The sequence below is a fragment of the Promicromonospora kroppenstedtii genome, from assembly GCF_044389675.1.
Taxonomy (GTDB): Bacteria; Actinomycetota; Actinomycetes; order Actinomycetales; family Cellulomonadaceae; genus Promicromonospora; species Promicromonospora kroppenstedtii.
The window spans coordinates 252,065-275,816 of record NZ_JBIRYI010000009.1 but is presented as its reverse complement, the minus strand read 5'-3'; the positions used below and the strand labels follow the sequence as shown (position 1 = coordinate 275,816).

18 protein-coding genes are annotated in these 23,752 nt (G+C 73.0%); 9 read left to right on the top strand and 9 right to left on the bottom strand.

What is annotated here, in order from left to right:
- Positions 1 to 29: 29 nt before the first annotated feature.
- Together ACH47X_RS16375 and ACH47X_RS16370 are read left to right on the top strand one after the other, a co-directional pair.
- Positions 30 to 1,484: a DUF1996 domain-containing protein gene (locus ACH47X_RS16375; RefSeq protein WP_397405636.1), complete on the top strand. Its 1,455-nt coding sequence runs from the start codon at positions 30 to 32 to the stop codon at positions 1,482 to 1,484.
- Positions 1,481 to 3,691 carry a discoidin domain-containing protein gene (locus ACH47X_RS16370; RefSeq protein ID WP_397405635.1) on the top strand — a complete coding sequence of 737 codons (2,211 nt, stop codon included), beginning with the start codon at positions 1,481 to 1,483 and terminating at the stop codon, positions 3,689 to 3,691. The genes ACH47X_RS16375 and ACH47X_RS16370 overlap by 4 nt, the downstream gene beginning before the upstream one ends.
- 64 nt (positions 3,692 to 3,755) lie before the next feature.
- Here ACH47X_RS16370 and ACH47X_RS16365 read toward each other — a convergent pair whose 3' ends face one another.
- From ACH47X_RS16365 to ACH47X_RS16350, 4 genes are all read right to left on the bottom strand, one after another.
- Positions 3,756 to 5,351: a UxaA family hydrolase gene (locus ACH47X_RS16365; RefSeq protein WP_397405634.1), complete on the bottom strand. Its 1,596-nt coding sequence runs from the start codon at positions 5,349 to 5,351 to the stop codon at positions 3,756 to 3,758.
- 119 nt (positions 5,352 to 5,470) lie between these two features.
- Complete coding sequence (locus ACH47X_RS16360; RefSeq protein ID WP_397405633.1) at positions 5,471 to 6,820, bottom strand: ABC transporter substrate-binding protein; 1,350 nt, start codon at positions 6,818 to 6,820, stop codon at positions 5,471 to 5,473.
- Between the two features lie 49 nt (positions 6,821 to 6,869).
- Positions 6,870 to 7,850: a carbohydrate ABC transporter permease gene (locus ACH47X_RS16355; protein ID WP_397405632.1), complete on the bottom strand. Its 981-nt coding sequence runs from the start codon at positions 7,848 to 7,850 to the stop codon at positions 6,870 to 6,872.
- Positions 7,843 to 8,766 carry a carbohydrate ABC transporter permease gene (locus ACH47X_RS16350; RefSeq protein WP_036964452.1) on the bottom strand — a complete coding sequence of 308 codons (924 nt, stop codon included), beginning with the start codon at positions 8,764 to 8,766 and terminating at the stop codon, positions 7,843 to 7,845. The genes ACH47X_RS16355 and ACH47X_RS16350 overlap by 8 nt, the downstream gene beginning before the upstream one ends.
- A 282-nt stretch (positions 8,767 to 9,048) precedes the next feature.
- On the opposite strand from ACH47X_RS16350, the gene ACH47X_RS16345 reads away from it, so the two are divergent.
- Genes ACH47X_RS16345 through ACH47X_RS16335 form a run of 3 tightly spaced genes read left to right on the top strand, consistent with a single transcriptional unit; the run spans position 9,049 to position 13,371 of the window.
- Positions 9,049 to 11,091: a DUF6807 family protein gene (locus tag ACH47X_RS16345; protein ID WP_397405631.1), complete on the top strand. Its 2,043-nt coding sequence runs from the start codon at positions 9,049 to 9,051 to the stop codon at positions 11,089 to 11,091.
- Positions 11,088 to 12,302, top strand: a complete 1,215-nt coding sequence (locus ACH47X_RS16340; RefSeq protein ID WP_397405630.1) for a Gfo/Idh/MocA family protein — start codon at positions 11,088 to 11,090, stop codon at positions 12,300 to 12,302. Before ACH47X_RS16345 ends, ACH47X_RS16340 begins: the two co-directional genes overlap by 4 nt.
- A 28-nt stretch (positions 12,303 to 12,330) precedes the next feature.
- Positions 12,331 to 13,371 carry an AEC family transporter gene (locus ACH47X_RS16335; RefSeq protein ID WP_397405629.1) on the top strand — a complete coding sequence of 347 codons (1,041 nt, stop codon included), beginning with the start codon at positions 12,331 to 12,333 and terminating at the stop codon, positions 13,369 to 13,371.
- Between the two features lie 249 nt (positions 13,372 to 13,620).
- Here the strand turns inward: ACH47X_RS16335 and ACH47X_RS16330 are convergent, their stop codons facing one another.
- The 4 genes from ACH47X_RS16330 to ACH47X_RS16315 all read right to left on the bottom strand — a co-directional run bounded on the left by ACH47X_RS16330 (position 13,621) and on the right by ACH47X_RS16315 (position 19,251).
- Positions 13,621 to 15,021 carry a Gfo/Idh/MocA family protein gene (locus ACH47X_RS16330; protein ID WP_397405628.1) on the bottom strand — a complete coding sequence of 467 codons (1,401 nt, stop codon included), beginning with the start codon at positions 15,019 to 15,021 and terminating at the stop codon, positions 13,621 to 13,623.
- A gap of 136 nt (positions 15,022 to 15,157) precedes the next feature.
- The gene (locus tag ACH47X_RS16325) at positions 15,158 to 16,198 is read right to left on the bottom strand and encodes a 3-oxoacyl-[acyl-carrier-protein] synthase III C-terminal domain-containing protein (RefSeq protein ID WP_397405627.1); all 1,041 of its coding nucleotides are present in this window, start codon (positions 16,196 to 16,198) and stop codon (positions 15,158 to 15,160) included.
- Positions 16,199 to 16,202: 4 nt separating this feature from the next.
- Positions 16,203 to 16,817: a SprT-like domain-containing protein gene (locus ACH47X_RS16320; RefSeq protein WP_036964448.1), complete on the bottom strand. Its 615-nt coding sequence runs from the start codon at positions 16,815 to 16,817 to the stop codon at positions 16,203 to 16,205.
- 124 nt (positions 16,818 to 16,941) lie between these two features.
- Complete coding sequence (locus tag ACH47X_RS16315) at positions 16,942 to 19,251, bottom strand: LLM class flavin-dependent oxidoreductase (protein WP_397405626.1); 2,310 nt, start codon at positions 19,249 to 19,251, stop codon at positions 16,942 to 16,944.
- Positions 19,252 to 19,371: 120 nt separating this feature from the next.
- On the opposite strand from ACH47X_RS16315, the gene ACH47X_RS16310 reads away from it, so the two are divergent.
- Entirely contained in the window at positions 19,372 to 19,884 is a 513-nt protein-coding gene (locus ACH47X_RS16310) for a MarR family winged helix-turn-helix transcriptional regulator (protein ID WP_397405625.1), read from the top strand.
- A gap of 49 nt (positions 19,885 to 19,933) precedes the next feature.
- On the opposite strand, the gene ACH47X_RS16305 is transcribed toward ACH47X_RS16310, so the two are convergent.
- A complete protein-coding gene (locus tag ACH47X_RS16305; RefSeq protein ID WP_142032501.1) occupies positions 19,934 to 20,632 on the bottom strand; it encodes a FadR/GntR family transcriptional regulator in 699 nt (232 codons plus the stop codon).
- Positions 20,633 to 20,703: 71 nt separating this feature from the next.
- On the opposite strand from ACH47X_RS16305, the gene ACH47X_RS16300 reads away from it, so the two are divergent.
- The 3 genes from ACH47X_RS16300 to ACH47X_RS16290 are packed head-to-tail and all read left to right on the top strand — an operon-like array spanning position 20,704 to position 23,752.
- Positions 20,704 to 21,489 (top strand): (Fe-S)-binding protein, encoded by a 786-nt coding sequence (locus ACH47X_RS16300; protein ID WP_036965494.1) that lies wholly within the window; start codon positions 20,704 to 20,706, stop codon positions 21,487 to 21,489.
- Positions 21,486 to 23,003, top strand: a complete 1,518-nt coding sequence (locus tag ACH47X_RS16295; RefSeq protein ID WP_397405624.1) for a LutB/LldF family L-lactate oxidation iron-sulfur protein — start codon at positions 21,486 to 21,488, stop codon at positions 23,001 to 23,003. Before ACH47X_RS16300 ends, ACH47X_RS16295 begins: the two co-directional genes overlap by 4 nt.
- Entirely contained in the window at positions 23,000 to 23,752 is a 753-nt protein-coding gene (locus ACH47X_RS16290; RefSeq protein WP_397405623.1) for a lactate utilization protein C, read from the top strand. Before ACH47X_RS16295 ends, ACH47X_RS16290 begins: the two co-directional genes overlap by 4 nt.

Below are 23,752 nucleotides of genomic sequence, written 5' to 3'. Positions count from 1 at the left end.
CGCACACCACCACCGAAGAAGGAGGAACCATGCGCACGGCACTCAGCACTCCTCGCGGCAACAGATCCCGGACGACGGCGGGCGCGCTCGCCACGGCCCTGCTCGCCTCGACCCTGAGCGCGGCCGGCACCATCGGCGCGACCACGGCGGTCGCCGAGCCGAACACCCTGCTCTCGCAGGGTGCGCTCACGGCCGCGTCCAGCTCCGAGTCCGGCGGCCTCGGGCCGCGCTTCGCGGTCGACGGCGACCGCACCACGCGCTGGGCCAGCGCCCCCACGGACGACGAGTGGATCCGCATCGACCTGGGCCGCTCCTACACCCTGGACCACGTGGCCCTGGAGTGGGAGGCCGCGTACGGCGCCGCGTTCACGCTCCAGGTCTCCACCGACGCCCAGTCCTGGACCACCGTCGTCACCGAGGGCGCCGGGACCGGCGGCACCGAGGTCTACGACATCACCGCGACGGGCCGGTACGTGCAGCTCGTCGGCACGGCCCGCGGCACCGGGTACGGCTACTCGCTCCTGGAGTTCCAGGTGTTCGGCGACGGCGAGGCGGGCGGGCCGGAGGACCCGCCGCCCTTCCCCGGCGACGAGGTGACGCACCACGAGTTCCAGGCGAACTGCGAGTTCTCGCACTTCCTGCCGGACGACTCGATCGTGTACCCGAACCAGCCGGGCCGGTCGCACCTGCACACGTTCATCGGCAACCGCTCGACGGACGCGTTCACCACGCCGACGAGCCTGCACGCCATGCCGGAGAGCACCTGCACGGTGCCGCAGGACCACTCTGCCTACTGGTTCCCCGCCCTCACCAAGGGCGGTGTGCCGGTCGAGCCGAACATCCCCATGACCGTCTACTACAAGTCGGGCATCGACGACTACCAGGACGTGGTGCCGTTCCCTGAAGGGCTCCAGTTCGTCACCGGCGACATGATGGCCACGGTCGAGGAGTTCCGCACCGCCCCGGGCGCCGTCGAGGGCTGGGAGTGCGGCGACATCTCCAAGAGCTGGGAGATCCCGGCCCACTGCCCGGAGGGCACGCAGCTCAACATCCGCTACCAGGCGCCGAGCTGCTGGGACGGGATGCACCTGACGCCGGAGGAGTCGGCGCACATGGGCCACGGCTCGCACATGGCGTACCCCGTGGCGGGCCAGTGCCCCATGAGCCACCCGGTCGCGGTGCCGATGCTGGAGTTCAAGATCGCGTGGCCGGTCAGCGGTGACATGTCCGACGTCGCGCTGGTGAGCGGGTCCGACCAGTCGTGGCACTACGACTTCGTCAACGCCTGGGACCCCGAGGTGCTGCGCCGGCTCGTCGAGCACTGCATCAACGGCGGCCTGCAGTGCAACCCGCGCGGCTACGACCTGTACAAGCCGCACCGGGGCACGGTGCTCGACGAGAACTACGAGCTCGTGCCCGAGACCACGGCCGCACGTGTGGCCGCGGCGCCCGACGCCGCGGCCCGCGAGGAGGTGGTCTCGTGAGGACGGCGCGGGTCTGGCTCGCGGCCGCGGCGGTCGCGGCCTGCGTCGCGGCACCGCTGACGGCGGCGGCCGCGCCTGCGTCGGGCGGCGCACCGGCGTCGGCTCCGGCCACCGGGCCCGACCGGGCGGCCGCGGCCGCCTGCGGCAGCACGAACGCGGCACTCGGGCGGCCCGCCACGGCGTCGTCCACGGAGGGGCCGTTCGGCGCGGCCTCCGCCGTCGACGGCGACCCCGGCACGCGCTGGGCCAGCGAGTTCAGCGACCCGCAGTGGATCAGGGTCGACCTCGGGTCGGTGCAGGACCTGTGCCGCGTCGAGCTGTCGTGGGAGGCCGCGTACGGCAAGGGGTTCCGGATCGAGGCGTCCGACGACGGCACCACCTGGCGCACCCTGACCACGGTCACGAACGGGACCGGCGGCAACCAGTCGCTCGACGTCGCCGGGTCAGGCCGGTACGTGCGGCTCACCGGCACGGAGCGCGGCACCGGGTACGGCTACTCGCTGTGGGAGCTCAAGGTGTTCACGGGCGACGGCGGCACCACGCCCGGCGACCCGATCCCCGGCGGCGGCGACCTGGGCCCGAACGTGCACGTCTTCGGCCCGGACACGCCGACTGCCCAGGTCCAGGCGGCGGTCGACGCCGTCTACGACCAGCAGGAGGCGGACCAGTTCGGCGACGGGCGGCACCAGTTCCTCTTCGAGCCGGGCACCTACCCCGTGCACGTCAACGCCGGTTTCCACACCTCGATCTCCGGGCTGGGGACGAGGCCCGACGACGTGAACATCACCGGCGGCGTCTGGGCCGACGCGGAGTGGTTCGAGGGCAACGCCACGCAGAACTTCTGGCGTTCGGTCGAGAACCTCGCGGTGACGCCGTCGGGCGGGGACATGCGGTGGGCGGTCTCGCAGGCCGCGCCGATGCGGCGCGTGCACGTCAAGGGCAACCTCATGCTGCACTCGTCGCGGTACGGCTGGGCGTCGGGCGGGTACATCGCCGACTCCGTGGTCGACGGGCAGGTCCGTGCCTGGACGCAGCAGCAGTGGTACACCCGCGACTCGACGCTCACGGGCGGCTGGGCCGGGACGCTGTGGAACATGGTGTTCTCCGGCGTCGAGAACGCCCCGCCGACGACGTTCCCCGAACCCGCGGTGACCACCCTGGACACCACGGGCACCATCCGCGAGAAGCCGTACCTGTACCTCGACGGTGACGACTACGCGGTGTTCGTGCCGTCGGCCCGGTCGGGCACGCGCGGTGCGACGTGGGACGGCGGGACGACGTCGGGCACCTCGATCCCGCTGGACCAGTTCTACGTGGCCCGGCCCGGGGACTCCGCGGAGCGGATCAACCAGGCGCTCGACCAGGGCCTGCACCTGCTGCTCACGCCCGGCGTCTACAAGACGACGGGGACGATCGAGGTGGACCGCGCCGAAACCGTCGTGCTCGGGCTCGGCTACGCCACGATCGTGCCGACGACGGGGCAGACGGCGATGCGCGTGGGTGACGTGGACGGCGTCGGCGTGGCGGGCGTGCTGTTCGACGCCGGCGCGGCCGAGTCGCCGTCCATGCTCACCGTGGGCACGGCGGGGTCGACGGCGGACCACGCCGACGACCCGATCTCGCTGCACGACGTGTTCGTCCGCGTGGGCGGCGCGCACGCCGGGCGGGTGGACCAGGCGATCGTGGTGAACGCCGACGACACGATCGTGGACCACATCTGGTCGTGGCGCGGCGACCACGGCGACGGGATCGGCTGGGACGTGAACACGGCGCGCAACGGCCTGGTGGTCACCGGGGACGACGTGGACGGGTACGGGCTCTTCGTCGAGCACTACCAGGAGTACAACACCCTGTGGACCGGGGAGCGCGGCCGCACGATCTTCTACCAGAACGAGCTGCCGTACGACCCGCCGAACCAGGCGGCGTGGAACCACGACGGCGTCCGCGGCTGGGCCGCGTACAAGGTCGCGGACGGCGTGACGCAGCACGAGGCGTGGGGGCTGGGGTCGTACTGCGTGTTCACCTCGGACGCGTCGATCACCTCGGACAACGGGTTCGAGGTGCCGGTCACGCCGGGCGTGCGGATGCACTCGCTGCTCACCGTGTCGCTCGGCGGGGTGGGCACGTACGAGCACGTGATCAACGGGGTCGGGCCGCGCGCGGCGGGCACGGAGACCATCCCGGCGAAGGTGGTGAGCTACCCGTAACGCACTGGGGACGTGTCAGACCCTCAGGTCACCCGGATGACCTGAGGGTCTGACGCGTCGGGGGTCAGGTGACGGCGCCGATGTGCCAGGGGATGAACTCCTCGGCGCCGATCTCCAGCTCCTCGCTGACCGTCTGCTCCCCCGACGCGACCGCGAGGATGCGGTCGAAGATCTGCCGCCCCACCTCGGCCACGGTCGCGGTACCGTCCACGACCACGCCCGCGTTGACGTCCATGTCCTCGGACATCACCGAGTACATCGGGGTGTTGGTGGCCACCTTGATCGACGGCGTCGGGCGGCACCCGAACACCGAGCCGCGCCCCGTGGTGAAGACGACGACGTTGGCGCCGCCCGCGACCAGGCCCGTGACCGACACCGGGTCGTAGCCCGGGGTGTCCATGAAGCCGAACCCACGCTCGGTGATGGGCTCGGCGTACTCGTAGACCGCGCTGAGGTCGGCCTGACCGCCCTTGGCCACCGCCCCGAGGGACTTCTCCAGGATCGTGGTCAGGCCGCCGGCCTTGTTGCCCGGCGACGGGTTGTTGTCCAGCGTGCCGCCACCGGCGGCCATGTAGGTGCGCCACCAGTCGATGCGGTCCAGCAGCTTCTTGGCCACGGCCGGCTCCGCGGCCCGCGCGGTGAGCAGGTGCTCCGCGCCGTAGACCTCGGGGGTCTCGGCCAGCACCGACGTGGCGCCGTAGGCGACCAGACGGTCGGAGGCCCAGCCGAGCGCAGGGTTGGCGGTGATGCCGGAGTAGCCGTCCGACCCGCCGCAGTTCAGGGCGAGCACCAGCTCGGACACGTCGCACTCGACCCGCTCACGCTGGTTGACCAGCGGCAGCATCTCGCGGACGGCGGCGACGCCGGCCCGCACCGAGGCCCGCACGCCGCCGGCCTCCTGGATGGTCAGGGACCGCACCACGGTGTCGTCGGCGATGGCGGCGAGCAGCCCGGACCGGGTCTCGTCGGGAGCGCCGATCCCCGGCATCCCCAGGTCGGCGACCTGCCCCGAGCGGGCCGACAGCGCGGCGCCCGGCACCATCTCGCAGCCCAGCCCGAGCACCAGCAGGCCCGCGACGTTCGGGTGCGCGGCGTAGCCCCGCAGGGTGCGCAGCAGGATCTGCCCGCCCTCGGAGTCGGGCACCAGGCCGCAGCCCGAGGTGTGGGTCAGGGCGATGACGCCGTCGACGTTCTCGAACTCGTCGAGCGCGGCGCCGCGGAACTGGTCGGCGATCATCTTGGCCGTCGAGGCGGAGCAGTTCACGCTCGTCAGGATCGCGATGAAGTTGCGGGTGCCCACGCGCCCGTCGGCCCGGCGGTAACCGCGGAAGGTGGGCCGGGCGCCGTCGGGCACGGGGAGCTCGGTGTGGGTACCGCCCAGGGGCGTGTCGCGCGCGCCCTCCTCGAACCCGAGATTGTGGGAGTGCACGTGGTCGCCGGGCGCGATGTCCGTGGTGGCGACCCCGATGACCTGCCCGTACTTGCGCACGTGGCCGCCCGTGGGCACTGCCCGCAGGGCGATCTTGTGCCCCCGAGGGACGGGCTGCCGGACGGCGAGCGGGCCGGTTCCGGGGGCCTCGGGCGTGTCGCCCGGGCTCAGGTCCCGCGTGGCGACGGCGACGTCGTCGCCCTCCCGCAGGACGAGCAGATCTTGTGACACCTGTGGCACCTCTCCTCTGAGCGGCTTGATCGTACCCAGCCCGGACACCGCCGGGTGCGGGGCATTCGCTGGGTGGACGGCTGTCCCCCCAGGCGAGCGCCCCGCACCCGGCGGGTGGGTCAGCCGGCGATCGCGGCGTTGACCTCGTCGATGAACTGGGTGGCGGCCTCGTCCGGCGTGATGCGCTCGAAGAGGACCTCCGTGTTGATGCGCTCCATGATGTCGGCGAGCTCGGCGGAGCCGTGCGGCGGGACCGACGGGTTGTCGACGATCTCGTCCTCGATGTCCGCCATGAAGTCGGCGACCTTCTGGTCCGTGGGCGACAGGTCGTCCAGGATCGCCTCACGAACGTCGGTGTTCGCCGGCAGGCCGCGGTCGGTCAGCATGATCTTGGCGGCCTCCTCGGAGTTGAGCAGGAAGTCCACGAACTTGGCGGACGACTCCGGGTACTGCGTGCTCGCGGAGACCGAGTAGAACATCGCCGGCTTGTAGTACATGCCGGTGCGCTCGCCCTCGGACTCGCCCGGGAGGCGCAGCAGCTCCAGCTCGTGGCCCGACGAGTCGGACAGCGCGCCGAGCTGGTTGGTCCACCAGACGCCCATGGCGCCCTTGTTGGTGCCGAGCAGACCGCCCTCGGGACCGGCCGCCTGGTACTCGACCGTGCGGGCGGCGTCGGGCTGGCCGCCGCCCTCGACCAGGTCGAGGGAGACCTGGAAGAAGTCGGCGACGGTCTGCTCGGAGACTCCCAGCTCGCCCTCCGGCGTGAACAGGGTCTCGCCGCGCTGGCGCGCCATCACGTTCAGGCCCGCCTCGTTGAAGCCGTAGTCCTGCGTGCCCCAGACCTTGTCGCCGGAGCCCTCCGCGACCGCGTTCGCGGTGGTCACGTAGTCCTCCCAGGTCCAGGTCGTGTCGTCCGGCACGTCGACGCCGGCGTCGGCGAACAGCTCCGGGTCGGCCACGAGCGCGTAGGCGTTGATGCCGGTCGGGATGCCGTACTGGGTGCCCTCGATCTGGCCGCCGGCCAGCACGCCGTCGTCCACCTTCGAGGTGTCGATGTCGAGCGTGCCCAGGTCGGCCAGCACGTTCTTGGTCGAGTAGTCGGAGATGTAGCGCTCCTCCTGGGTGATGACGTCGGGGGTGTCGCCCGCGGCCACCGAGGTGGCGAGCTTGTCCCAGTAGCCGTCCCAGTCGGTGAAGTCGGGGACCACCGTGATGTCGGGGTTCTCGGCCTCGAACGCGTCGATGATCTGCTGCGTCGCCTCGTGGCGGCTGTCCGAGCCCCACCACGCGAAGCGGATCTCGCAGGGGCACTCCTCCGCGGCGGCCGGCGCGTCGTCGCCGCCCCCGCCGATGCCGGAGTCGCCGCCTCCGCAGGCGGCGAGGGTCAGGGCGACGGCCGCGATACCCGCGGCCGAGCCGGCGAGGCGCTTGCCGCGCCTCGAGGTCGGTCGGTTGCCGGTGGTGCTCATGTGGTTCTCCTTCGGTGACGTTGACGTCGTTGTCGCATCGCGGGCGGAGCTACTTGATTCCGGTGGTCGCAATGCCCTTGACCAGGTACTTCTGTCCGAACAGGAAGGCGATGAAGACGGGGATCAGGGACACGATCGACATCGCGAACAGCGAGCCCCACGAGCTCTCGCCCGTGGAGTCGACAAAGGTGCGCAGCGCGATCGGCACGGTGTACATCTCCGGCCGCGTGAGGAAGATCAGCTGGCTGAAGAAGTCGTTCCAGGTCCAGATGAACGTGAAGATCGCCGTGGTGGCGAGGGCCGGCATCGACAGCGGCAGCATGATCTGCAGGTAGATGCGCAGGTGGTTGCAGCCGTCGAGGGTCGCGGCCTCGTCCAGCTCGCGCGGGATGCCGCGGAAGAACTGGACCATCAGGAAGATGAAGAACGCGTCGGTCGCCAGCAGCTTGGGCACGATCAGCGGCAGGAACGTGTTGATCCACTCGAGCTGGGAGAACAGCACGTACTGCGGCACGATCACCACGTGGATCGGCAGCATGATCGACATCAGCATGATCGCGAACCACAGCCGCTTGCCCTTGAACTCCAGCCGCGCGAACGCGTAGGCCGCCAGCGAGCAGGACAGCAGGTTGCCGAGCAGCGACCCGAGCACCACCAGCGCGGAGTTGATCAGGTAGTGGCTGAACGGGTGCAGCAGCGCGTTCCACCCGTCCGTGTAGTTGGACAGGTCGATGTCGGTGGGGATCAGGCCCGGCTCGCGGAAGATCAGCGCGTTCGGCTTGAACGAGCTGGCCAGCATCCAGAGCAGCGGGTACAGCATCACGAACCCGAAGGCGATGAGCCCCGCGTGCTTGAGCAGGCTGATCACGCGGGCCTGCGCGCGCCGGCCGCGCGGGCGGACGGCGACCGGGCGGGCGGTGTTCCCCCCGGTCCCGCGGGAACCGGAGGCGGTACCGGTGTTCGACGGCGGCCGCACCGCCGTCGTCGTCGCGTTCTGTGCGGTCTGTGTGGGCGTCGAGGCGTCAGTCATCGTAGAAGACCCAGTACTTGGAGGCGAGGAAGTTGACGACCGTCATGCCGCCGATGATGAGCAGCAGGAACCAGGCCATGGCCGAGGCGTAGCCCATGTCCAGCGACCCGAACCCCTTGAGGTAGAGGTAGAGCGTGTACAGCAGCGTCGAGTCGGACGGGCCGCCGTTGCCGCCGCTGACGACGAACGCCCGCGTGAAGGACTGGAACGCCTCGATGAGCTGGAGCACGAGGTTGAAGAAGATGATCGGTGTGAGCAGCGGCACCGTGATGCTGCGGAACTGGCGCCAGCGCGAGGCGCCGTCGATCGCGGCCGCCTCGTAGTACATCTGCGGGATCTGTCGCAGGCCGGCCAGGAAGATCACCATGGGCGCGCCGAACGTCCAGACGTTGAGCGCCATGAGGGTGCCGAGCGCGTAGTCCGGGTGCGAGACCCAGCCCTCGCCCTGCACCCCGAAGATCGCCAGTACCTGGTTGACCAGGCCGTCCGCGCCGAAGATCTGGCGCCACAGGATCGCGATGGCCACCGAGCCGCCCAGCAGGGACGGCAGGTAGTACACCGAGCGGTACAGCGCGAGGCCCCGCAGGCCCTTGTCGAGCAGCAGCGCCAGCCCGAGGGCCGCGGCGAGCTGCAGCGGCACCGACACGAACACGTAGGTGAAGGTGACGCCGAGCGACTTCAGGAACCGCGGGTCGTCGAACATCCGCGTGTAGTTCTCCAGCCCCACCCACTGCGGGGCCGAGAGCAGGTCGTAGTCCGTGAAGGACAGCCAGAGCGACGCCCCCATGGGCCCGGCCGTGATGAGCGCGAGCCCCACGAACCACGGCGCGAGGAAGAGCAGGGCCCAGCGGCCGTCTCCCTTGCGGCGCGCGCTGACGCCCTGCTTGCCGCGCGAGAGCTCCTGGATCACTGACATGGGTTCACCCCCGCGCGGACGGGGCCCGTCAGGGCGGGCGGGGGCTCGGACCGCCAGGGTCCGGGCTCGCGGGTCGGGTGGCGCATCGCGTTGTCCTCCGGATCGTCGTCGATCCCCGGCATCATCGGTGAGAAACCGGTCTCTGGTGGAGGAACGTACCACATGAGGAACCGGTTTCCCATGGTGTACGGTCACATCGGGAAACCGGTAACGCGGGCCACGCCGACGAAGGCGCGGAACCACGCGGGATCCGGTCGGACGAAGGTCACGGACGGAGAGCACATGGGCAGCGGCAGCGTTCGAGGGGCAGGTCAGCGCCGCGTTACGGCCACGATCGGGGACGTCGCAACGGCGGCAGGGGTCTCGCGCGCCACCGTGTCGCGCGTGATGAACGGGCGCAGCACGGTCGATGCCGCGATCGCCGAGCGCGTGCGGAGCGCCGCCGCCGAGCTCAGCTACCGGCCGAGCAACGCGGCCCGCAGCCTCGCGCTCGGCCGCACGCAGACGGTCGCACTGGTGGTGCCGGACCTCGGCAACCCCGTGTTCCAGCAGATCCTGCGCGGCGTGATGGACGGCGCCGCCGAGGACGGCTACCGGGTGCTCGTCGCCGACACGGTCGAGGACGACCAGCAGGAGGGCGCGATCGCGCTCGAGGCCCGCATGCGGTGCGACGCGCTCGTGCTCGTCTCCCCGCGCGTCGGGGACGCGGAGCTCAGCGCGCTCATCGCCGACGTCGAGCCCGTGGTGCTGGTCAACCGGGAGACCAACGGGGCCGCGCCCAGCCTGGTCGTGGACTACGAGGACGCCGCCGTCCAGGTGGTGGAGCACCTCGTGGCCCTCGGCCACCGCCGCATGGTCTACCTGGGCGGGCCGGTGCGCAGCGCCTCCGACGAGATGCGCCGCGCCGGCCTGGACCGCGCCCGGGCGCGGCACACCGACCTCGAGATCCTCGACCTGCCCGCCGGACCGGACATCCAGGCGGGCCACGCCGCCGCGCCCGCCGTCCTCGCCACCCGCGCCACCGCCGCGGTGGCCTTCAACGACCTCGTCGCGTTCGGCCTGCTCGCCGGGCTGAACGAGGCCGGGGTGGCCGTGCCCGCCGACATCTCGGTGGCCGGCTTCGACGACATCGAACTGTCCCGCTACGCCACACCCGCGCTGACGACGGTCGCGGTGCCGCAGGCCGAGCTCGGCCGACACGCCTGGAGGGAGCTGCACGCCGTGATCGACGACGACGCCCACCCCGCACGCTCTGCACGATTCACGCCCAGCCTGGAGGTGCGGGGCAGTACCGGACCCGTGCCCCAGGGCCCCGAGCGGGTGCACGTCACGGACGACGATCTCGTCGCCCGGCAGCCGGAGGAGGTGCCGACGGTGCCGCCCACCGCGACGCCCGTCTGGTCCGTGCCCACCGATCCGGCCGCCGACGCCGTGGTCCTGACCTGCGGCGACGGCCTGGAGCTGGTGCGTCGTGACGGCGGTGACCGGATGCCCAAGGTGCACGCGCGGCGGCCCTACCTGCACCCCGTGCACACGCTGGCCGGCGTGCCGCTCACCGACGTGAGCCCGGTGGACCACCGGCACCACTACGGCGTCGGCATCGCGGTGCCGGACGTGAACGGCACCAGCCACTGGGGCGGCCGCACGTTCATCGAGGACGTGGGCCCGACCCTCCTGAAGAACCACGGCCGGCAGACGTCGGCGGGGATCCGCGTGGAGCCGGGCGTCCCCGGCGTCGGTGCCCCTGGCCCGGCGGGCGAGACCCTGGTCGAGGACGTGGTCTGGTCCGACGAGCACGGCGAACCGCAGCTCCGCGAGGAACGCCGCATCTCGGCGCGCCTGCTCCCCGTCGCGCCCGGGTCCGGCGCCGCCCCCGGCTGGGTGCTCGACTGGCGCTCCACGCTGCACGCCGACCACGGCCCGCTGGAGATCCGCTCGCCCGCCACCAACGGCCGGCCGGGCGCCGGGTACGGCGGCCTGTTCTGGCGCCTGCCGATCGCCGAGAGCACCACGGTCCTGTCGGCCGCGGGCACCGGCGAGAACCGGGCGCACGGCAGCACGTCGCCCTGGGTGGCGTTCGTGCAGCAGCAGGGCGGCCGCTCCATCACGCTGCTGCTGGTGCAGCCGGGCCAGGTCCGGCCGTGGTTCCTGCGGTCCGCCGAGTACCCCGGCGCGTGCCCCGCGCTCGCCTGGGACGCACCCCTGCTCGTGCCCGACGGCGGCTCCGTGCGGCTCGACCTGGTCGCCGTGCTGCTGGACACGGAGCTCACGGCGGACGCCGCGGCGGGCCTGGCCTCGGGCCTCACCGACGGCGGGCAGCGGTGAGCCTGCCCAAGGTGGCCGTGGTCGGCATCCACGGCCACGGGGGCTCGCACCTGCGCGCCGTCGCGGACCTGGCGGAGCGCGGGCTGGCGCGGCTGAGCGCCGTCGTCGACCCGCGGGAACCCGACGACGCCCCGGCCCCGTGGTTCGCGAGCCTGGGCGACCTGCTGTCCGCCGACGCCGGGACGCTGCCCGACGTCGTCGTGCTCGCCACGCCCATCCACACGCACCTGCCGCTGGCGCGCGCCGCGCTGGAGGCGGGGATCGACGTGCTGCTAGAGAAGCCGACCACCGCGTCGCTCGCGGAGCACGCCGAGCTCGTTGCGGTCGCCGAACGGACCGGGCGGCTCTGCCAGGTCGGCTTCCAGACCTTCGGGTCGCACGCCCTGCCCGCCGTGGCCGACATGATCGCGCGCGGCGAGGTGGGGCAGGTGACCGGGATCGGCGCCGTCGGCACCTGGGTGCGGACCGCGGCCTACTGGGCGCGCTCGCCGTGGGCGGGGCGGCGCCGGATGGGCGACCGTGCCGTGGTCGACGGCGTGGTGACCAACCCGCTGGCGCACGCCGTCGCGACCGCGCTGTGGGTCGGCGGCGCCCGGACCGCCGCCGACCTCGCGTACGTGAACACCGACCTGTGGCGCGCCAACCCGATCGAGGCCGACGACACGTCCTCGCTGCGGGCCGTCGGCACCGACGGGACGCGGTACGGGTTCGGGCTCACGCTGTGCGCGGCCGTGCGGACGCCTGCGCGGGTGATCGTGCAGGGTACGGCGGGCGAGATCGAGCTGGAGTACGAGCACGACCTGGTACGGCTGCGCGCCGGGAAGGTCGTCGCCGAGAAGCGGTACGAGCGCACCGGCCTGCTGGAGAACCTGCTGCGCGCCCGGGCCGGCGAGGAACGGCTGCTCTGCGACGTGCGGGACACCGGCGCGTTCATGCGGGTGCTGGAGGCCGTGCGCACCGCGGCGGACCCGGCGCCGATCGGGGCAGGGTTCGTGGACTGGGTGGACGGCGTGGCGGCGGGCGGGCCGGGGGTCGCGGGCGGCGTCGGCGGGCCGGGCGGCGTCGGCGGGCCGGGCGGCGTCGGGCAGGGAAATCCCGTGGGCGACGCGCGGCACCCGGTGGTGCACGACGTGGCCGCGTGGTGCGAGCGCGCAGCGCGCGAGCAGCGCACGTTCACCGAGCTGGGCGCCCCGTGGACGGCTCCGACGTAGCTCGCCCGGATCGTGACATGGTGCTCGGGTGCTGCCCGTCCTGACTGCCATCGGTTCCATGGCCTGCGTGGTCGCGCTCGGCTGGGTGATCCAGCGGACCGGCCTGCTGGCGGGCCGCGGCCTTCCCCGCGGGATGGCGCAAGGCGCGGCCGCCGACGGCGGGGCCGGGGCCCGGCAGACCCTGGCGACCCTGTCGTTCACGATCTGCGCGCCGGCGCTGATGTTCAGCACGCTCGCCTCGACCGACCTCGCGCACGTGCTCTCGCGCGGCGCCGCCGTCACGTGGATCACGACGGCGGTGCTCGGCCTGGCGACGGCCGCGGCGGCACGCTGGATCCTGCGGCTGCCCGCGGGCCCGGCGGCCGTGACCACGCTGGCCGCCGTGTACGTGAACGGCGGCAACATCGGGCTGCCGCTGGCGGTCTACCTGTTCGACGACGCCCTCGCCGTGGTGCCGACGCTGCTGTTCCAGCTCCTGGTGCTGGCGCCGCTGACGCTCTCCGCGCTCGACCGGGCCACGGCGTCCGCGGACGGGGCGGCCGCCCGGTCCGGCTGGCGGTCGATGGGGCAGGTGTTCCTCGCGGCGTTCCGGAACCCGATCACGCTCGGCACGGTCGCGGGCCTGCTGGTCGCGGTGGTGAGCGAGCTGACGGGCGCGCGGCTGCCCGAGGTCGTGCTGCTGCCGTTCGACCTGATCGGCGCCGCCGCGCCGCCGCTGGGCCTGCTCACGTTCGGCATGACGCTCGCCGTGCCGATGCCGTCCGCGCACGCCGACCTCGGCGTGGCCGCCGGTCGGGGCCGCCGGCTGGTGGGCTGGGTCATCGCGATCGCCGTGCTGGTGCGCAACCTGCTGCACCCGCTCGCGGCCTGGGCCCTGGGCTCGGCCGTGGGGCTGGACGCGCCCGCCCTGGCCCTGGTGGTGACCATGGCCGCGCTGCCGACGGCGGTCAACGTGACGACGTACGCGACGCGGTACGGGGTGTTCGACGGCGTCGCGGCCCGCGCGACCGTCTGGACGACGGCGCTGTGCGTCCCCGTGCTGGTGGTGATCGGCGCGCTGCTGGTCTGACGCGAGGCCCGGAGCCGACGGGCGACTCCCGACGGCCCACGGCTGACGGCCGACGGCCCTGCGACGATGCCCCCGCGGGGCGATCCCCTTTGAGGCCTAAGTTTCTTCGCTTTGAGCTGGCTCAAAGCGAAGAAACTTAGGCCTCGAAGGTGAAGGGCCAACCCAGGAAGGGGCGACCCCGGCCGGCCCGGGGAGGCCTGGACCGGGGAGGCCTGGACCGGGCAGAGGCGGGCCGGACCTCAGGGATCGTCAGATACCCAGGTCCAGGTCCTCGATACGGACGGGGTCGCCTGTCTCCAGCGAGCGGTTGCCCGCGTAGCCCACCGACGACGCGCGGACGCCGTCGACGTAGCCGGCCGCGCGGGCGAGCGGGTCGGGCTCGTCCGACGGCTTGAACACGTCGGCCAGCAGCAGCGCGTCGCCGCCGCCGTGCCCGCCGCCGCCGCGCACGATCGGCCGCTCCTCGGCACGCTCCCAGTGCCGCTGCACCACGAGCCGCTCGCCGATGGGCCGCACCACGTCCTCCTCGAACACCTCGGTGGCGCTCGGGTCGAGGATCGCGGCCCGGCCGTCGCCGAACTCCACGGAGCCGCGCTCGACGACCTCCAGCTCTGCCCGGCCGCGCGTGCCGTTGACCACCACGCGGTAGCCCTCCCACGGCGAGTGGGCGGTGAGCGAGTAGGTCATCAGCGCGCCGCCCTCGTACTCGACGACCAGCCCGAGCGTGTCCTCGGTGGTGATACCCGTGTCGAAGACCGACCGGTTGCGCACGTAGCCGTCCACCGCCTGGGCTTCCGGCCCGTACAGGGCGGACAGCCACTCGTTGTTCTCCACGTCGAGCTGCCAGGGATCGATGCCGACGTCGTTCAGTGCGCGTTCGCCGGCCGTGGGCTCGTAGTCCGTCTCGTGGGCGCCGTCGGCGCCGTAGAAGCGCCGTCCGCCCGAGGCGAAGACGCGCCGCGGCACGCCGTCGATCCACCAGTTGACCAGGTCGAAGTGGTGGCTCGACTTGTGCACCAGCAGGCCGCCGTTGTTCACCTTCTCGCGGTGCCAGCGGCGGAAGTAGTCGGCGCCGTGCACGGTGTCCAGCGCCCAGTCGAAGTGGACCGACAGCACGCGCCCGATCTCGCCGCTCGCAATCACCTCGCGCAGCGCGCTGTTGCGGGGCGAGTAGCGGTAGTTGAACGTCGTGACCAGGTCGCGGCCCGTCTCGGCCACGGCGTCGACGATCTGCCGGGCCTGGTCGGGGTGCGCCGCGATGGGCTTCTCCACGACGACGTCGGCGCCGGCCCGCAGGGCGCGGGTGACCAGGTCGGCGTGGGTACGGTCGACCGAGGTGACGATCACGCGGTCCACGGAGTGCTCCGCGATCGCCTTCTCCAGGTCGTCGGGCTGGTACACGGGGCGGATGCCGCCGAGCGCGGCCGCGACCCGCGCCTCGTAGGCGGCGGCGCGCACAGGGTTGGGCTCGACCCAGGCGACGATCTCGCCGTCCGGGGCGTGCGTGCCGATCAGGGCGTCGACGTACATCGACGCCCGGTGCCCGGTACCGACCACCGCGTAGCGGCGGCGGCCCTCGGGCAGCGGCCCCGACGGCGGGACGGGCTCATGGGTCGGACCGGTGATCGGCTCGGTGGTCGGCTCAGGCATCGGTGGAGAGCTCCTTCGGTCGTCGTCGACGTCGGGTGGACGGGATTGAAACGATACGGCTCCGGGAAAGCGCTGTCCATGCCTTCCGGCCCCGCACCGTCCCGATCCCGACCGACCACCGCCGGGTCGGAGCCGGTCACCGCTCCGGCGTGATCACCACCTGGCCGGCCCACGCGAACCCGCCGCCGAACCCGAACAGCAGCGCGGGCGCGCCCGCCGGGATCTTGCCCGCGTGCCACCACTTGGACAGCCCCAGCGGGATCGACGCCGCCGACGTGTTGCCCGACTCCGTGATGTCCGTGACGACGACCTTGCCCTCCATGCCGAGCGCCTTGGCCAACGGTTCGATGATCCGCAGGTTGGCCTGGTGCGCCACGAGCACCTCGATGTCGTCGAGGCTCAGCCCGGACGCCGCCACGACGTCCCGCGCCCGGTCGGCAGCCCGCGTGATGGCCCACTTGAACACCGAGCGGCCGTCCTGCTGGAACTTGACCTCGGGCGCCTCGATCCGCACCGCGGGCGTCAGCTCCGGCTCGGTGCCCCACACGACGGGCCCGACGGCGGGCGCGTCCGCCGCCTGCAGCACGGCCGCGCCCGCGCCGTCCGCCGTGAGGATGCACGTCGAGCGGTCGGTCCAGTCGGTGTACGCCGTGAGCTTCTCGGCGCCGACCACCAGCGCGGTGCGCGCGGAGCCGGTGCGGATGGCCTGGTCGGCCACCCCGATGCCGTGCGCGAACCCGGAGCACGCCACGTTGAGGTCCAGAGCCGCCGGACCCACGACGCCGCGCAGGTCCGGTGCCTCCTCGCCCTCGGGCGTGGAGGCACCGGGCTGGACGCCGGTGTGCAGCGCGTAGGCGACCCGGCCCGCCGTGTTCGGCGAGCGGTCGTCGTTCGTGGCGGTCGCGACGATCACCAGGTCGACGTCAGCGGCGGTCAGACCGGCGTCGGCCAGCGCGTGCTCGGCGGCCGCCGTTGCCATGTCGGCGACGGTGACGTCGTCCGCGGCGACGTGCCGCGTGACGATGCCGGTGCGCGACCGGATCCACTCGTCGTTGGTCTCGACCCGCTGCGCGATGTCGTCGTTCGTGAGCGTGCGTGGTGGCTGGTAGTGCCCCAGACCGATGATGCGGGAGCCGGCTGCGCCGGGCGGGAGAGTGAGAGCGGACGACGTAGCCATGAGGTCAACGTAGCGCGCCGAGGTCGAACGGCTCCATGACGGTGCCGGACGCCCGCTCCCGTGCGGCCCGTGCCACGCGCTCCTCGGCGCCCGGCCCGGTGGCCGGGGCCTCGCCCACCTCGCGGAACGCCCCGCGCAGCTGGCTGTCGTACCGCTCCCCCATCGCCGCGTTGCGCCCCTTGTAGGTCCAGGCGATGAGGTTGGCCAGGGCGAACCGGGGCCCGCACGAGCGGCAGGACATGATGCCGGACGGCCGCCGGAACCGGGTGGCCCGGTGCCCGGACGGGCACGTGCCCACCCACGGCCCGTCGATCGACGGTGCCGACGGGTCTACGCAGCGCCGTCCGGAGCACCCGATCCGCACCGCCACCTCGCGCCAGGCCGGCCCGTGCTTGGCCTTGGGACCCGCGAGCGCGTGCGCCACCTCGTGCAGGATCGTGTCCCGCACCTCCCGCTCGTCGTGGATGCGGGTGAGCGGCGCCGACAGGCTGATGCGCTGTTTTCCGTAGCTGCACATCCCGGCGCGCCGCACGGCGTCGTCGAACTCGAACGTCCAGGCCTTCAGCCCGTGCTGGTCCATCAGTTCGCGCGCAAGGCGCGAGGCGGCGACAAGGTTCATCGGTTCCCCTGCGGTGGTGTGGCGGTCAGATCGTGCCCGGCCGAACCGGACGCGATCGAACCTACGGGTTCTCACCCACGCGCGGGTGAAGTTATCCACAACCATGCGTGACAAGGCGGACGAGTCAGGCGTCACTTCCCGGGGAGACCTCCGCCGGTTCCGCCGGCGGGATCGGGAAATTCGTCCGGAACACGTTCGAAGGATCGTAGACCGCCTTCACCTGACGCAGTCGCGTGAGGGTCGGCTCCGGGAAGGCCTCCAGCAGCCGCTCGGGCCTGCTGTCGGTGTCGAAGGACAGGTACGAGCCGTCCATCACGGGCCCGATCTCGCCGTCCCACGCCTGGTTGAGCCGGTCCTGGTCGCTCGCGAGCGCCGAGAGCGCGAAGTTCTGGTGCCGGTGCGCGTACGCCGTGGCATCCGGGGCGACGTCGTGCGCCGCGCCGCCGGTCGCCCGGATCGAGGTGAAGTACGACTCGCCCGAGGCGAGCAGACGCTCGATCGCGCGGCTCGTGTCCTGGTCCAGGTGCGTGAGCAGGCCGGACCGCGCCGACGGGTCGCCGCCGCCGGAGTGGTGGGCGTCCTCCTTGCGCACCACGCCCGAGTACGGCAGGAGCTGGGCCTGGTGCCCGAGCAGCGGGCCGGCGTCGGCCAGCAGCTCGAGCTGGGCGATCGCCTCGTCCGGGTCGGCGTCGGCGCCCTCCGCGGCGAACACGGTCATGAGCTGCGCCATCGGCGGCTGCCCGCGCCGCCCCGAGCCCAGGATCATGAACGACGTGAGCCCGCGCGGCGCGGCCTCGACGGTGGCGCCCCACCGCTCCAGCAGGCCCGCTGTGTCGGTGGCGTCGAGCGTCATCTGCGAGAAGACGACGTCCCCGACAGCGCCTGCCTCGATCTCGATCCAGGTGACCACGCCCATGTTGCCGCCGGCGCCGCGGAGCGCCCAGAACAGGTCGGGGTGCTCGTCACGGGAGGCGTGCAGCACGCGGCCGTCGGCCGTGACCACCTCGGCGGCCACCACGTGGTCGATCGTCAGGCCCTGCAGCCGGCCCAGGAACCCGATGCCCCCGGTGGTGGCGAGCCCGCCCACACCGACGCCGCCGTAGTCGCCCGAGGTGATGGCCCAGCCGCGCGGCGCGAGCACCTCGGCGACCTCGCCCCAGGTGGCTCCGGCGCCGACCCGCACACGGCGCGTCGCCTCGTCGACCACCTCGACCCAGCGCATGCGGCTCAGGCTGAGCACCACGCCGCCGTCGTTCGTGGACCGGCCGGAGATGCCGTGCCCGGCCGAGCGGACGGCGAACTCGACGTCCTGCTTCTGCACCCAGGCGAGCCCGGAGGCGACCTCGTCCACGCCCTGGGGCCGCAGCACCAGGCCCGGCGCGCCGGAACGCAGGTAGTTGTGCCGCACCGCGCCGTACTCGCGGTCGCCGGGCTCCACGGCGTGCGCGGCCAGCTCCGGCGGGAGGGTGTCGTAGTCGATCCCGTCGCGGCGCGCCGCCAGGGCGGCCGTACCCCGGCGAGCCGCCGCCGGCGTCGTGCCGCTCGACCGGCGCTCGGCCGCCACCGCCTCGCGGACGGCGGGCGCGACCTCCTGCGCGAACGCGCGGATCTGGTCGGGGTCGTCGCCCATGGCGATGAACCCGCTGACGCCGTCCTCCAGCGCCATCAGGGTGAGCTCCTCGACCCACTGGTCGGCCGGGCCCTGCAGCGGGCCGGTGGACCGGTCGGTGATGGAGCCGCCGAGGTTCAGCAGGCGGCGGATCTCGCTCGGGGAGCGACCGGCCTCCTCGGCCGCCTCGTCGATCGTCGCGTTGCCGCGTGCCAGGTCGCCGTCCTTGAAGTAGGGCAGCGAGGGCAGCCAGCCGTCGGCCTTGGCGCCGGTGAGCCGGAGCATGCGCTTCTTGTAGGCCCCGAGCCAGATCGGGATGTCGTGCGCGGGGGCCGGGCCGCGCTTGGCGCCGTCGACGTGGTGGAACTGCCCCGGCACACGCAGCGGCGTGCGGTTGCCGGCGTCCCAGATGCCGCGCATGATCTCGATGCCCTCCTCGAGGGCGGTGACGCCCTCGCCGGGCGTCCGGCGTGTGGCGCCCATCGCGACCATCGCGTCCCAGAAGCCGCCCGTGCCCACACCCATCTCGAACCGGCCGCCGCTGAGCAGGTCGAGGCTCGCGGCGGCACGCGCCAGGTGGGCCGGCGGGCGCATGCCCAGGTTGAGGACGTTGCCGGAGAGGTGGATGCGCTCGGTCTGCGCGGCCACCCAGGACATGAGTGTCCAGGTGTCGAGGAACGACGGCTGGTACGGGTGGTCCTGGAACGTGACCAGGTCGAGGCCGAGCTGCTCGGAGAGCTGGGCCAGCCCGACGGGAACCTGCGGGTTCGCGTTGGTGGGCGTGATGAACGTGCCGAAGAGCAGGTCGTGCCCGTAGTCGGTCATGCGTGCGGTGTCCCTCGTCGTCGCTCTGCGCCTGCCGCGCGGCGCGGCAGATCGTCTGTCTAACAGACGATATTACTCACAACTCTTCTTGAATGCCGCACATTCCCGTAGGATGTGGCCATGAGCACCGTCCCCGCCGAGACCCGCACGGGCCAGCACTCCCTGTTCGGCTGGTCCCTCGCCGCGCTCCTGCGCGAGTGGAGCGCACGGGTCGACGCCGCCGCGGACGACCTGCCGCAGGGCACACGGGGCTACCAGCTGCTCACCGCCGTGGTGCACGGCAGGCTGCCGAGCCAGGCCGCGCTCGCCGCCTCGCTCGGCATCGACCGCACGGTGATGACCTACCTGCTGGACGCCTTCGAGCGCTGCGGGCTCGTGGAGCGGCAGCAGGACCCGGCCGACCGGCGGGCGCGCCGCGTCGTCGCGACGGACCGCGGCCTCGAGGTGCTCGCCGCCATGGACGCGCGCGTCGCCGCCGCGGAGGAGGAGCTGCTCGCCGGGCTCGAGCCGGCGCAGCGTGCGGTGCTCCGGGAGCTGCTGGAACGCGCCGCGTCCGGCACCGGGCCGGACGCGGACCCGTGCCGGACGGTGGTCCAGGCGACCCGCCCGGCGCCCGCCCCGGCCACCCCGTGACGCGTCGGGCGCTCAGTTCACCAGGGTGAACCGAGCGCGCGACACGACGTCACGTCTGGCCCAGGCCCGCCTCGCGGTAGAAGCCCTCGATGTGCGCGCGGGTGAGCCGCTCCGCCTCGGCGGCGTCGTGCCGTGCGACGGCGTCGACGATCCCCTCGTGCTCCGCGCACAGCCGCGCCGCCGTGCGCGGCCAGCTCTCGACGGCCCGCGCCCCCGTCGTCACGTAGGAGGCGACGGCCGCGCGCATGCCGCTCAGGATCGCCTCGACGAGCTGGTTGCCGCCCAGCCGCGCGAGCCCGAGGTGCAGGTCCTGGTCGTGCGCCAGGAACTCGTCGATGCCGAGGCCCGGCTCGGCCATCGCCTCCAGGAGCTCGCGCAGGGGGTCCAGCGCGGCGTCGTCGAACGAGCGCTCGGCGGCGTCCCGCACGGCGTTCGCCTCGAGCAGCACACGCGTGCGGACGACGTCGGACACGGGCAGCGTGCCGGAGGCGACGTGCAGCCGCACCGCCGCGCCCAGGCCGGCCGCGGGCCGGTCGATCACGGTGGCGCCCGCGCCGGGACCCGAGCCGACGGCGGTGCGCACGATGCCCATCGCCTCCAGGATCCGGATGGCCTCGCGCACCGACGGGCGGGACACGCCCAGCTCCTCCGCGAGCGCCCGCTCGGCCGGGAGCCGCTCGCCGGGGGACCACGTGCCCGCGACGAGGCCCTCCTCGATCCTGGCCAGGACACGCTCGTGGGTTCTCACCGGTGCATGGTACGTGGTGTGGTCTGTCCACAGTGGGCTATGGTGTGGTCAGACCTCGAAGGAGAGTGCCCATGCGCATCGCCCTGGCCGCCACCTGCATCGCCGACGCGATGTTCCCGCAGGCCCCGAAGGCCGTCGTCACGCTCCTGGAGCGGCTGGGTCACGAGGTCGTGTTCCCCGCCGCGCAGGCGTGCTGCGGCCAGATGCACGTGAACACCGGCTACCTCGCCGACGCCGTGCCCGTGGTGCGGAACCACGTGCGGACGTTCGCCCCCGTGGCGGACGGCGAGTGGGACGCCGTCGTGGTGCCGTCCGGCTCGTGCACGGGCTCGATCCGGCACCAGCAGAAGATGGTCCTGGAGCGCGCTGGGCTGGGCGCCGAGGCGCGGACGGCGACGGCCGTCTCGGAGCGCACCTACGAGCTCTCGGAGCTGCTGGTCGACGTGCTCGGCGTGACCGACGTCGGCGCCTGGTTCCCGCACCGCGTGACCTACCACCCCACCTGCCACTCGCTGCGGATGCTCGGTGTGGGCGACAAGCCCGAGCGGCTGCTGCGCGCCGTCGAGGGACTGGAGCTCGTGCCCCTGGACCAGGCGGAGGGCTGCTGTGGGTTCGGCGGCACGTTCTCGCTGAAGAACGCCGACACGTCGGCGGCGATGCTCGACGACAAGGTGGCGAACGTGGTCGGCACGGGCGCCGAGGTGCTCACCGCGGGCGACTGGTCGTGCCTGATGCACATCGGCGGCGGCCTCTCGCGCGGGGGCACGGGCGTTCGGCCCATGCACCTGGCGGAGATCCTCGTCTCGACGCGCGAGGCGCCCGTGGTGCCCGGCGACCGCCAGGAGGTGGCCCGATGAGCACGTTCCTCGGCATGCCGGCCACGCGCGCCGGGCGGGGCCCGAGCCCGGACGCGGCGCCCGGCACCCTGGGCGGCGTCGGACGGCCGGAGGACCCGCTGCACTGGGGCGCATCCTTTCCCGACGCCGCGAAGGCGGCGCTGGAGAACGAGCAGCTGCGCCGCAACCTGGGCAACGCGACAGCCACCATCCGGTCCAAGCGGGCCCGTGTGGTGGGCGAGGTGCCGGACTGGGAGGCCCTGCGCGACGCCGGGTCGGCGATCAAGGCCGACGTGCTGGCGCGCCTCCCCGAGCTCCTGGAGGAGCTCGAGCGCAACGTGACCGCGCGGGGCGGCGTCGTGCACTGGGCGCGGGACGCCGCCGAGGCCAACCGGATCGTCGCTTCGCTCGTCCGGGAGAAGCAGACCGACGAGGTCGTCAAGGTCAAGTCCATGGCCACCCAGGAGATCGGGCTCAACGAGGCGCTGGCCGAGGAGGGCATCGCCGCGGTCGAGACGGACCTCGCGGAGCTGATCGTGCAGCTCGCCGACGACATGCCGTCGCACATCCTGGTGCCCGCGATCCACCGCAACCGCACGGAGATCCGTGACATCTTCCTGGAGCGGATGGGCGACGCCCCGGCGGACCTGACGGACGTGCCGCGCGAGCTCGCGATGGCCGCCCGCGCGCACCTGCGGCGCAAGTTCCTCTCGGCCAAGGTCGCGATCAGCGGCGCGAACTTCGCGGTCGCGGACACCGGGACGCTCGCGGTGGTGGAGTCCGAGGGGAACGGCCGCATGTGCCTCACCCTGCCCGAGACCCTGATCACGGTGATGGGCATCGAGAAGCTGGTCCCGACCTATCGCGACCTGGAGGTGTTCCTCCAGCTGCTGCCCCGTTCCTCGACCGGCGAGCGGATGAACCCGTACACCTCCATGTGGACGGGCGTGACCCCGGGCGACGGGCCGCAGGAGTTCCACCTGGTGCTGCTCGACAACGGCCGCACCAAGGTGCTGGCCGACGAGGCGGGGCGCTCGGCCCTGCACTGCATCCGCTGCTCGGCGTGCCTGAACGTCTGCCCGGTGTACGAGCGGGTGGGCGGCCACGCCTACGGCTCGGTCTACCCCGGCCCGATCGGCGCGATCCTGACACCGCAGCTCACCGGCGAGAAGTCGGACCTGCCGTACGCCTCCACGCTGTGCGGCGCGTGCTACGAGGTCTGCCCGGTCAAGATCGACATCCCGTCGATCCTGGTCGAGCTGCGGGCGCGCGAGGTCGAGCTCGGCGGCGCCTCGCCCGACACCGCGGACCGGGTGTGGAAGGCGGCCATGAAGGCCGCGTCCTTCGCGATGGCCGACGGCGCCCGGTTCCGCCGGGCGGCGCGCGTCCCGCGGGTGCTGCGGGCGATCTCGCGGCACGGCGTGATCCGGCGGCTGCCGTTCCCCGGCTCGCTCTGGACCCGGTCCAGGGACCTGCCGGAACCACCGAAGCAGACGTTCCACGACTGGTGGGCCGAGCGGGAGGACGAGCGATGAGCGACGCCAGGACCGAGATGCTGTCCCGGATCCGGACGGCGCTGGGCACCTCCACGCCGGAGCCCGCTCCGGTGCCCCGGGAGTACCGTTCCGCCGGTGAGCATGCCGCCGGGTCGGCGGAGGTGCTGGAGGTGCTGGTCGACCGGCTCGTGGACTACAAGGCGCACGTGCACCGGGTAACGGCTGCGGAGCTGCCGGGGCTGTTGGCGGAGCTGCTGACGCCGGGGTCCGGGGCCGATCCAGGGCGGTCGGCAGAAGGTCAGGTGGTCGGCAGCTCGAGCGACCGATCTTCTGACATTCCGCCGACCGGCCGGGGGGCCGAAGGGGCGAGGGCGCGGAGCAGCGTCGTCGTGCCGCCCGGGATCGAGCCCGCGTGGCTCGCCGGGCTGGCGGACGTCGAGGTGCTCACCGACTCGCGGGAGGCGCCGCTCTCCGCGGTCGAGCTGGACGGGACCGACGCCGTGGTGACGGCCGCGCGGGTCGCGGTGGCCGAGACCGGCACGATCGTGCTGGACGGCGAGCCCGACCAGGGCCGGCGCGCGATCTCCCTGGTGCCCGACGTGCACGTGTGCGTGGTGCGGACCGACCAGGTGGTGCAGACCGTGCCGGAGGCCGTGCGGCTGCTCGACGCCGACCCCGGTCGGCCGCTGACCTGGATCAGCGGGCCGAGCGCCACGAGCGACATCGAGCTCGACCGCGTGGAGGGTGTGCACGGCCCCCGGACGCTGCACGTGGCGCTCGTGTCCTGA